The organism is Mycobacterium sp. (assembly GCF_052145595.1).
GTDB lineage: Bacteria > Actinomycetota > Actinomycetes > Mycobacteriales > Mycobacteriaceae > Mycobacterium.
Genome location: NZ_JBKQOI010000121.1, coordinates 1 through 10,113, shown reverse-complemented (window position 1 = coordinate 10,113; position 10,113 = coordinate 1). Strand labels below are relative to the sequence as shown.

10 protein-coding genes are annotated in these 10,113 nt (G+C 66.6%); 5 read left to right on the top strand and 5 right to left on the bottom strand.

The window, feature by feature from the left end; translation table 11 throughout:
• Positions 1-395 (top strand): zinc-binding dehydrogenase (locus ACLP4W_RS10725; RefSeq protein ID WP_442386112.1); only part of this gene is annotated, 395 nt, incomplete at its 5' end.
• 91 nt (positions 396-486) lie between these two features.
• Here ACLP4W_RS10725 and ACLP4W_RS10720 read toward each other — a convergent pair.
• Positions 487-2,115 carry an acyl-CoA dehydrogenase family protein gene (locus ACLP4W_RS10720; protein ID WP_442386111.1) on the bottom strand — a complete coding sequence of 543 codons (1,629 nt, stop codon included), beginning with the start codon at positions 2,113-2,115 and terminating at the stop codon, positions 487-489.
• Between the two features lie 170 nt (positions 2,116-2,285).
• Positions 2,286-2,738 (bottom strand): VOC family protein, encoded by a 453-nt coding sequence (locus ACLP4W_RS10715; RefSeq protein WP_442386110.1) that lies wholly within the window; start codon positions 2,736-2,738, stop codon positions 2,286-2,288.
• A gap of 164 nt (positions 2,739-2,902) precedes the next feature.
• Here ACLP4W_RS10715 and ACLP4W_RS10710 point away from each other — a divergent pair, with 164 nt between their 5' ends.
• A complete protein-coding gene (locus ACLP4W_RS10710) occupies positions 2,903-4,156 on the top strand; it encodes a cytochrome P450 (RefSeq protein WP_442386109.1) in 1,254 nt (417 codons plus the stop codon).
• Positions 4,157-5,371, top strand: coding sequence for a hypothetical protein (locus tag ACLP4W_RS10705; protein WP_442386108.1), 1,215 nt, complete (start codon positions 4,157-4,159; stop codon positions 5,369-5,371). It abuts the gene before it with no gap.
• Between the two features lie 63 nt (positions 5,372-5,434).
• Here ACLP4W_RS10705 and ACLP4W_RS10700 read toward each other — a convergent pair whose 3' ends face one another.
• Positions 5,435-6,790 (bottom strand): adenylate/guanylate cyclase domain-containing protein, encoded by a 1,356-nt coding sequence (locus ACLP4W_RS10700; protein WP_442386107.1) that lies wholly within the window; start codon positions 6,788-6,790, stop codon positions 5,435-5,437.
• A 100-nt stretch (positions 6,791-6,890) separates the two neighbouring features.
• Between ACLP4W_RS10700 and ACLP4W_RS10695 the strand changes: the two genes are divergently transcribed.
• Positions 6,891-7,184: a type II toxin-antitoxin system Phd/YefM family antitoxin gene (locus ACLP4W_RS10695; protein WP_442386106.1), complete on the top strand. Its 294-nt coding sequence runs from the start codon at positions 6,891-6,893 to the stop codon at positions 7,182-7,184.
• 59 nt (positions 7,185-7,243) lie between these two features.
• Here ACLP4W_RS10695 and ACLP4W_RS10690 read toward each other — a convergent pair whose 3' ends face one another.
• The gene (locus ACLP4W_RS10690) at positions 7,244-8,668 is read right to left on the bottom strand and encodes a CehA/McbA family metallohydrolase (RefSeq protein ID WP_442386105.1); all 1,425 of its coding nucleotides are present in this window, start codon (positions 8,666-8,668) and stop codon (positions 7,244-7,246) included.
• 244 nt (positions 8,669-8,912) lie between these two features.
• Positions 8,913-9,143, bottom strand: a complete 231-nt coding sequence (locus tag ACLP4W_RS10685; RefSeq protein WP_442386104.1) for a FitA-like ribbon-helix-helix domain-containing protein — start codon at positions 9,141-9,143, stop codon at positions 8,913-8,915.
• A gap of 140 nt (positions 9,144-9,283) precedes the next feature.
• Between ACLP4W_RS10685 and ACLP4W_RS10680 the strand changes: the two genes are divergently transcribed.
• Positions 9,284-10,113: FAD-binding oxidoreductase (locus ACLP4W_RS10680; RefSeq protein ID WP_442386103.1), on the top strand; the 830-nt coding region annotated here is incomplete at its 3' end.

Here is a 10,113-nt window from a genome sequence, read left to right as displayed (position 1 = left end):
ACGACGAGTGGCTGGCTGCGCACGGCGTGATCCCCGTCAATTACGGCGGTGGCCTCGCGGACAGGCTGCGGGCGGCGGCACCTGACGGCCGGGTCGACGCGTTGTTGGACTTCTTTGGCGGCGGCTACGTCGAATTAGCCGTGACCGAGCTGGGCATCGCGCCGCAGCGCATCGACACGGTCATCGACTTTCCGGCGCTGGAGCGATTTGGGGTCATGTTCGTCGGCAATCAGGACGCCGCCGACGCCGCGGTGCTGGCCGAGCTCGCCGCACTAATCGCCGCCGACCAATTGGAAGTGCCGATCGCCGAAGTTATTCCACTCGACGAGGTTCAGCGCGCCTACCGCACCCTGGAACGGCGCCACACCAGGGGCAAAATCGTCCTGCGTCCGTAGTGCTGCCGATCGCGAGCCGGTTGGTGCTCGGTGGTTCTATGCGGCACACCGGGTTCGTACCGGGAAAGCCAGGCCCGCTGCGCCGATTAGATCATCCCTTGACCATGGCGCGCTCGAGGATGGGAGCGAGATCCAGTCCCGTCGGCAGCGTGCCGAACGCCCCTCCCCATTGCCCGCCCATCCGGGTGGCCAGGAACGCCTCGGCGACCGCGGGGTGGCCGTGGCGCACCAGCAGCGAGCCCTGCAATGCGAGGCTGATGTCCTCGGCGATCTTGCGGGCTCGGTACCGGGTGGTCTCCAGATCCTGCAGCGCGGCTCGCAGCGCTGCGACGTGAGCGTCCAGCCGCGCGTCGTGGCCGGCGGTGGTAGCCAGTTCGTCGAAGAGCACCTCGACGCACGCCGGCCGAGTTGCCATGGCGCGCAAGGTGTCCAACGCGCTGACGTTGCCCGACCCTTCCCAGATGCCCATCAGCGGGGCTTCGCGATACAGCCTCGGCATGCCCGAATCCTCGACGTAGCCGTTGCCGCCCAGGCATTCCAGGGCTTCGGCGGCGTGCGCGACGGCGCGCTTGCATACCCAGTACTTGCTGGCGGCCAGCCCGATCCGGCGCAGTAGCGTCTCCCGCTCGTCGCCGCGGACGACAGCGTCGGTGGCGCCGGCCATCCGCATCGCCACGATGGTGGCGGCTTCGGCTTCCACGGCCAGATCGGCCAGCACGTTGCGCATCAGCGGCTGGTCGATCAGGTAGGCGCCGAACGCCTTTCGATGCTGGGCGTGATGGATGGCGCGGGTCAGCCCGGTGTGCATGCTGGCGGCGCTGACCAGCGTGCAGTCCAGTCTGGTGAGGTTGACCATCTCGATGATGGTGGGCACGCCGCGCCCTTCCTGGCCCACGAGCCACACCGTGGCGCCGTCGTATTCGATCTCACTGGACGCGTTGGCGTGATTGCCGAGCTTGTTCTTCAGCCGCTGCAGGAACATCCGGTTGCGGCTGCCGTCGGGCAGCACTCGCGGCAGCAGGAAGCAGGACAACCCGCCCGGGGCCTGGGCCAGCACCAGGAAGATGTCAGACATCGTTGCCGAGGTGAACCACTTGTGCCCGACCAGGGTGTAGCTGCCGTCGGCGTTGGGCGTGGCCTGGGTGGTGCCGGCCCGCACATCTGAGCCGCCCTGCTTCTCGGTCATCGACATGCTCGAAGTGATGCCGACCTTGGTGGTAGCCGGCTTGAGTTCGGGGTCGTATTCGCGGCTGGTCAGCAACGGCTCGTAGACCTTCGCGAGGTCGGCGTTGTGGCGCAGCGCGGGAACGACGGCGTAGGTCGCCGAGATCGGGCACACGTGACCGGGCTCAGGGGTCCAGACCACCATCTTCGCCGCGCGCACGACGTGGGCGCCCGGCCGGTCGTCGGCCCACGGGGCTGCGTGCAGGCCGTGTGCGATCGCCGTGCGCATCAGCTCGTGATAGGCCGGGTCGAATTCGATCTCGTCGATGCGGTGGCCGTAACGGTCGTGCGTGTGCAGGATCGGGCGGTTACGGGCGGCCAGCTCTCCCCAGCGCTGAGCCTGCGCGCTGCCCGAGATTGCGCCGAGTTCGGTGACCTCGTCGAGGCCCCACTGCCCGCCCTCGCGGATCAGTGCTTCGATGAGCACAGGCGACGTCGCGGGGTTATGGTCCGCCAGCGGCGGAACCTGGTTGGCGACCACATGCGTATCCGGCATCTCGCCACTGTTACATTTCTTCTACAGCCGCACAAGACTATGTAATGGCCTGTGCGGACTCGAGTTGCGGGCTAGACCTGCGATCTAGCGGTCGTGCGCGAGTCGGCAATGCCACTCCTTCATGCCGGCCTGGCTACCCGTCTCACCGCCGACTGAACCCCGGCACCCCACTAAGGCCGAGGCGGCAAAGCCGCGAGCCAACCATCCGGAAGCAGTTCCAGCAGCTGCCCATCAGGGTCTCGAATCATCGCCGACAGCGCAGACACCGTCGCTTCGACCACCGCTCCCCCGAACTCCGCAACCTTCTCCAGCACGCCGGCAAGATCTGACACTGAAAACGAGACGTGCGTCAGCCCCATCTGATCCATCACGCGTTCCGGTCCAGCGTGAACTTGCCGCTTCGAGTAATCGAGGAGTTCGAGCACAAAGCCATCCCGCACCAAATAGGTCGCATGCACCCCGAGCGGCTCGGGAAGTTGCACAAGCTGAGCGGTAGGATCGTCGGGCGGTTCGATTTCCCACCAGAACTCGAACCCGAGCAGACCCTCGTAGAAGCGGCGTGACCGCTCACGATCCGCGACGCACAAGCCGACGTGGTTGAAAACCGTTCGATGACTAGCCATTACGACCTTCCGTAGCGAGTCAGGGCGCACCGATCATGGTCCGTACCGACCAGTCATCGATGGCGCTATCTCCGCGAAGTCAAAAGCGTAATAATACAAAGATAGCTTAGTAAGCGGCACCAACCGCTCGATAAGCCAGGCTCGTTGTTTTGGAGGGCTTTTTGATGGCCACACGCCCAGTCGTCAGCGCCGACACAGTTGTCGACTTCGACCACCACTCCGACGAATTCAACCTCAACGAACTGGCCATCAACGCCGACCTCCGAGGTAAGTGCCCCGTCGCCTGGAACGAGAACTACGGCGGCTTCTGGTTCCTCAGCAGCTACGAAGCGGTCAGCCAAACCGCCCGAGACGACGCCACCTTCGCCCACAAATACGAACCGAACGCCGCCAACGGCGTCGACTACCAAGGCGAGATGGGCGTCCCGCGTCCCGAAGGCCAGCCGGCCCTCGGCATCGGAGAGGTCGACGGGCCCTACCACCAGGCCCTAAGGCATGCCCTGGCCCCGTTCTTCTCCCCTGGCGCGGTCCAGAAGCTAAAGCCGTTCATGGAACAACTGGCACATGACTTCCTCGATAAACGCATAACCGACGGGCAGATGGACCTCGTGCTCGACTACGCCAGCCCGGTTCCGGCCATCCTCACCATGAAGTTGATGGGCCTGCCTTACGACAACTGGCACCTTTACGCCAACCTCTTCCACTCCGTCATGGCCGTCCCTCAAGACAGCCCCGAGTACATACAAGCCATCACCAAAGTCCCCGGAATGATGCAGGGCGTTCTCGAGTACGCGGCCACCTGGCGGGCCACGCCGGAAGACGACCTGACCAGCTTCCTCATCCAGTTCGAATTCGACGGCAAACGTCTCACCGACGAACAGCTGCTCAACATTCTGTGGAATCTCATCGGCGGCGGCGTGGACACCACGACGTCGCAGACCGCGCTGACCCTGCTGCACCTGGGCACCCACCCGGAACTGCGGCAACAACTCATCGACCGCCCGGAGCTCTACCGCACCGCCACCGACGAATTCCTGCGCTACTTCTCGGTCAACCAAACCCTGAGCCGCACCGTGACCCACGACGTCGAGCTCAACGGCCAACGCCTCCGAAAGAACGACCGCGTCGTCATCAGCTGGCTGTCCGCGAACCACGACGAGCACGAGTTCGATCGGCCCGACGAAATCATCCTGGATCGAACGCCCAACCGCCACCTCGCCTTTGGGCTCGGGCCGCACCGCTGCATCGGCTCCCACCTGGCGCGCTTGATGTCCGAGGTGATGGTCAGGGCCGTGCTCGACCGCATCCCCGACTACCAAGTCGACGTCCAAAACGTCCACCAATACCTCGGCAACCCGAGCATGACCGGGCTGGGCAAGCTACCAGTCACCTTCACCCCTGGAACCAAGCGAGGCTAGATGCCAGACACCGACCACCGCCGCCCGGCGAGCGCCAACCCACTGGCGCAGCTGTTGGGGCCGTTCACCCGGACCGGAGGCTTCTACGCCCGCTCCTGGGGCGCCTACCTGGACCGCCAGCCCGACGAGATTCCGGTGGCCAGGCCCACCATCGCGCTTGCGGCGCAGGCGTTCCGCGACGAAATCGTGCTGGCGGGGTTTAGCTTGCTCCGCTCGGCACCCGATCCGGCCGCACTCGAACGAATAGACCGTGAAGTGCTTGCGGCGCAAGACTTTTACGGCGACCAGGGCTGGCTCGACAATCCCGAGGGCTTCTTCGCCCCACCCCCACCGCCGACCGACGTCACGGTCAGGACCGTGGACAACCTGGGGCGCACCTTCGAGCGCATCTTCTTCGATAGCGACTATGAGCCTCATGCCGGCGAACCGGGCCGGGAACGGTGGCTGAGCTACACCGGAAACAACCGCGAGTACGGCCTGATGCTGCGACACCGCGAACCGCGACCCTGGCTGGTCTGTATCCACGGCGCCGAAATGGGACGGGCCGCGCTCGACCCGATGCTGTTTCGTGCCTGGCATCTCTACCGCGACCTCGGCCTCAATGTCGTGCTTCCCGTTCTTCCCATGCACGGCCCCCGTGCGCGCGACCTGCCGAAAGGCGTCGGGTTCCCCAGCGACGACGTGCTCAACGATGTCCACGGCACCGCGCAGGCGGTATGGGACATCCGGCGCCTGCTGTCCTGGATCCGCGCGCAGCAGCCCGACGCCACGATCGGGCTCAACGGCCTCTCCCTCGGCGGTTTGATCTCGTCGCTGGTCGCCAGCCTCGACGACGGTCTCACCTGCGCGATTCTCGGCATCCCCGCCGTCGATCTCGTCGACCTGGTCGGCCGCCACGCCGGCCTCAGCGGCCACCACGGCCTGCGCCAGACGATGAAGCTGGCCAAACCCATCGGCCGGATGATCTCACCGCTGGCCCTGACCCCCCGCGTGCCGATGCAGGGTCGGTTCATCTACGCCGGCGTCGCCGACCGGTTGGTGCATCCCCGCGAGCAGGTCACCCGGCTCTGGGAGCACTGGGGCAAGCCCGAGATCCACTGGTACCAGGGCGGCCACACCGGGTTCTTTCGCTCTCGCCCGATCCAGCGATTCATCGACGACGCCCTGGTGCAGTCCGGGCTCGTCGACCCGTCACGGATACGGCGCAAACGCTGAAGCGCCTTATGCAGCCGTGGCGCGGTTTGACTTGGGCGACACCAGGGGTCCCGCATGGGGCGTTTACATAACGCCGGTGCGCGCGTCGCGCACCGCCAGGACCGGCCAGGGGTCGCGCACACCCTTGAGTGCGTGGCTGCCGCGGTCGTCGAATGCGATCCTCGATCCGAGGACCAGCGGCGGGATGGCGCCCGACACGAGTACCTCTCCGGGCCCCGCGAGCGCCATGATGCGCGCAGCGATGTGGACCGCGATCCCGTGCACGTCGCGGTCGATCATCTCCACCTCGCCAGTGTGCAGGCCGGCGCGGATGTCGAGTCCGAGGTCTTGCACCGCGTCCCGGATCGCGCACGCGCAGTTGATCGCACGCGCCGGCCCATCGAAGGTCGCAAGCGCGCCGTCGCCGGTGAACTTGACGACTACGCCCCGCGCGCTGGCCACATGGCTCTTCACGACGTCGTTGTGCGCGTCGAGGGCCGCGGTCCAGGCCTCATCGCCGAGCGCCTCCGCGTGTTCGGTCGATCCGACGATGTCGGTGAACAACACGGTCGACAGCACGCGGTTCGTCGGCGTGGCCGCACGTGCACCGGTGACGAACGATTCGATCTCGTCAAGCACCCGGTCGGAGTCGCCGGCAAACCACACGTTGTCGTCCCCGTCGAACTCCACCAAGCGCGCGTGCGGGATGCGTTCGGCGAGGTAACGGACGTGGCCGCCGGCCACATGGCGGTCACCGCGGCGGTGTAGCAGCAGCGTCGGCGCCTGGATGCTGTCGAGCACGGGCCGGACGTCGGTGCGCAGGTAGAGGTCAAAGATGGCTTTGAAATACCCGGGCCCGCCGGCCAGGCGCTCGCCGCGAGCCCACCAACGCCGCTTCCCCGCATCGCCGGCCCAACTGGGCGCCAAATTATCCGCGACAGCACCGGTCCCGACGGTGTCGCCGAAGCCGTCGACATACCGGGTGAAGGTCGGCTCGGGCATCCCGTACGGATAGTCGGGGGCTCGCAGAAAGCGCGCGAACGGGCTCCAGAGCACCAGCGAGCGCACGCGCTGGGGATGGCTTGCGGCCAGGAGCATGACGGGAAGCGCCGACTCCCCCATCCCGAAGACCGACGCACACTCGCACCCAACGGCGTCGAGCACCGCGACGAGCCCATCCGTCCAAGCCTGCATCGCCGGACGGTCCTGAATCGGCACCGCATCCGAGCTACCCACCCCGAGCAGGTCGGTCATGAGCAGGCGGCTGAACGACGCCAGCCGACGCAGGTGGCGGGCGACAGTGGGCTCGTCCCACAGCAAGTCGATCGGGAACGTGCCGGTAGGGACGAAGAGGAGATCCGGACCGCGATCACCGACGATCTGATACGCGAGGTGAGCATCGCCGTCTCGCGCGTAGACGGTTTGAGGGACGGCCGCCATGCAACGAGCATGCCACTCGGCCCCGACCTGCATAGCGCTGCAAAGCGCCAACCGGTCATCGAGGCTACGGTGCCCAGCGCTTTTGTGCGACGCTGGCGTCATGGCGACAGCGGTTAGTCAGCGGGAACTGCGGAACGATACCGGCGCGATCATGCGCCGCGTGCAGCAGGGTGAGCGCTTTACAGTCACCCGAAACGGCGTCCCGGTCGCGGACCTCGTACCACACAGCGAATCCGAACCCGATCGACCCCCGCGCTTCATTCCGGTAGCGCAAATCGCCGCAGGCGCAAGCGAACTTCCCAAGTGGGACACCGGACGGTTCGCTCATGAGCTCGAAGATCTCGACCATGCCGTCCACGACAGCGACGCCGACAGGTGGCGCGGCACCACCTGACCCAATTGCACGAGCGGGCACGACAGTTTGACCATCATCCCTGTTCGGTGAGGTCTTGCTCACGCTAGCCACACGGGGTTTGTCAACGCGACCATCGCGCCGAGCGGGCGCCGCTGTGCTTCCCGTATCTCCAGCAGCGCGAAGCGCGCGGAAGTCGCATCGAGTTCCCATCGCAACATGGTCCGCGCCGACCCGCGCACCGTCGCTCGCCCCACGCAGCCCGCCGCCGTGATCAGCGCGGCGTTGGTGCCAGCAGCCCCGGTGACCATGGCAGTGACCGTGACTGGCGTCTCCGGCGGCACCCGCAGTGTCTGACCGGGGCCGGCCACGTCATCGACGCCTCGGCAGGATGCGGTGAGTTCCACTGTGACAGCCCGGGATCGGGCGACGTACGAGCGGCCACGGCGTAGCCCGTCGACGATCGCGGGGATCGACAGTTCACGCGCGTACACCACCGTCTGGGGCGAACCGACCGGCTGCTGTTGGGTGTGGGAGTCACTGCCACCGACCGCGACGGCGCGCCGGCCTTCACACAGCAGCCGCTGCCAAATGCGAAGCGAAACTTCGTCGTCGAGGTTCCACCGGCCGTTCCACACCTCGAGGGCATCCACGTGCTCAAAACCGAACTCCCACAACGATCCCGGCACCGGCGCGGCGGGATGGGCGGCGACGACCAGGCCGCCGGCTTCGCGGACTTCGGCGGCGAGGTGCGGGAACACCCCGTCGCGCGGCGCGTATCGCCAGTCGACCCAGGCGTGTGGTGGCAGGCCGACGGCGAGCCAGTGCCCGTGCCTGGTGGTGACCTCCTCGCCGGGGATCACCAGCAGCGCCCCGGTGCGGCATGACGGCCACACGCGGTTGGCGGAGTTGGTGTTGTGGTCGGTGGACACGATGAAGTCCAGCCCGCTGGCGTGCGCGGCCGTCACCAGTTCATCGGGATGGCGCTGGCCGTCGGAGTGCACGGTGTGCAGATGCAGGTCCCCGCGATACCAGCCCGCACGCCTGACCGGCGCAGCCGGATATGCGAGCACGGGGCCGCTTTCCCCAACGGGCTGCCCGCGTTCCAGGGTGACGCGCGCCTGCCACGCCATTCCCCATGGGCTCAAGACCACCGGGCCGAGGGCCACGGCCCACACACCCGGCTCGATGGGGCCGGCAAGGTAGCCAGGAGTGGCATGACCGCCGGAAATCACAAAGCCGTCGCGGGCCCCGCCGGACCAGCCCCGAAATCCCGCCGCATTACCCAAATCATGGCCTGCCGCGCCAAAAATGCCCAGATCCAACACGTTTCGGATTGGCCCACCCACCGCGAAGCGGTCGTGCGAGGTAGCGACTCGGATTCGCTGCACGCCCGCCGGCACCTCGAACGGCAGGTATGCCCATTGGTCGATCCCAAACCCGAAGCGTCCCGAAAACGCCAGGTGGATCGTCTCTCCGTCGTGCTGCTCGGTGATGGTACTGGGCGCGACCATCGCGACGCTCACGGCTGTCCTCCCCTATCGGTACACCGCCAGCATCCAGCACGAAGGAGTAACCACCCGTTACATCGACACGAACGCCTGCCGTCGGGCCCCTGTCGTGTTCGTGAGCCTCGGGGCAAGCGCCGCCACACCGCCGTTCGGGCTCTGGCCACATCAATGGGGTTCCGGCGCTGTCGGTGCTAAACGTTCCCGGGCGTGCTGTCCGTCTGTCCCGTCATCGCCCAGTGCTACCGCCAAGACGCTGGCATTAACGACGATCACGTTCTGCCCGAACGTGGTCGACAGCAGCCCTAAAGGACACCCGGCCACCGCGGCGTGCGGCGACGCGGTCGAGAACCTCATCCTGAGTGGGCTCGTTCGCATAAGCGATCAGACGACTTCGAAGATATTCCTGTAGGGACTGGTGCGCGCGCGCCGCTCGCTCCCGCAGGACTCGATAGGTCTCTCCGGGAAGGTCTTTAATCTGCACGCTGCGCATGGCGCCATTTTCGCGCGAGTGGCGCCGAATACAAGTGCAAGCTTCAGGCCATGCCGCGCGCCGATTCACGCCTCGAAGCCGCACAGCAATCAGCAACTTATAGAGTAAATCGGCACGCACCTGAGAAGGCGAGGCCTCCGATGAGCGATATGACGGCGCGGTTCGCGGACATCGTCGGGAACCACAACTTGCTGACCGGCGACGCGATCCCCGAGGACTATTGGCACGACGAGGTGTTGACGACGGCGCCGCAGAAGCCGGCCTACGTCGCCAAGCCGGCCACCGCACAAGAGGTTTCGCAGCTGCTCAAGGCCGCCTCGGAGAACAAAGTCCCGGTGACGGCCCGCGGATCCGGCAGCGGCCTGTCGGGCGCGGCGATCCCCCGCAAGGACGGGCTCGTCATCTCCTTCGAGCGGATGAACGCGGTCGTGGAGGTCGATACCACCAACCAGGTCGCCGTCGTCCAGCCCGGGGTGACCCTGACCGAGCTGGACGCCGCGACCGTCGATGCCGGGCTGGGCTACATGGTCCAGCCCGGCGAGCTGTCCTCCAGCGTCGGCGGCAACGTCGGAACCAACGCCGGCGGGATGCGCGCGGTCAAGTACGGGATCGCCCGCCACAACGTGCTCGGGCTGCAGGCCGTGCTGCCGACCGGCGAGATCATCCGAACCGGCGGCAAGATCGCCAAGGTGTCCACCGGCTACGACCTGACCCAGCTCATCGTCGGCTCCGAAGGCACCCTGGCCCTGGCCACCGAGGTGATCGTCAAGCTCCATCCGCGACTCGACCACAGCGCCACCGTGCTCGCCCCGTTCGCCGACTTCGACCAGGTCATGACCTCGGTGCCCAAGATCCTGGCCAGCGGGCTCGGGCCCTACATCCTGGAATACATCGACAACTTGACGATGGCCGGCCTCATCCACACCCAGCACCTGGAGCTGGGCATTCCCGACAAGATCCGCGACAGCTG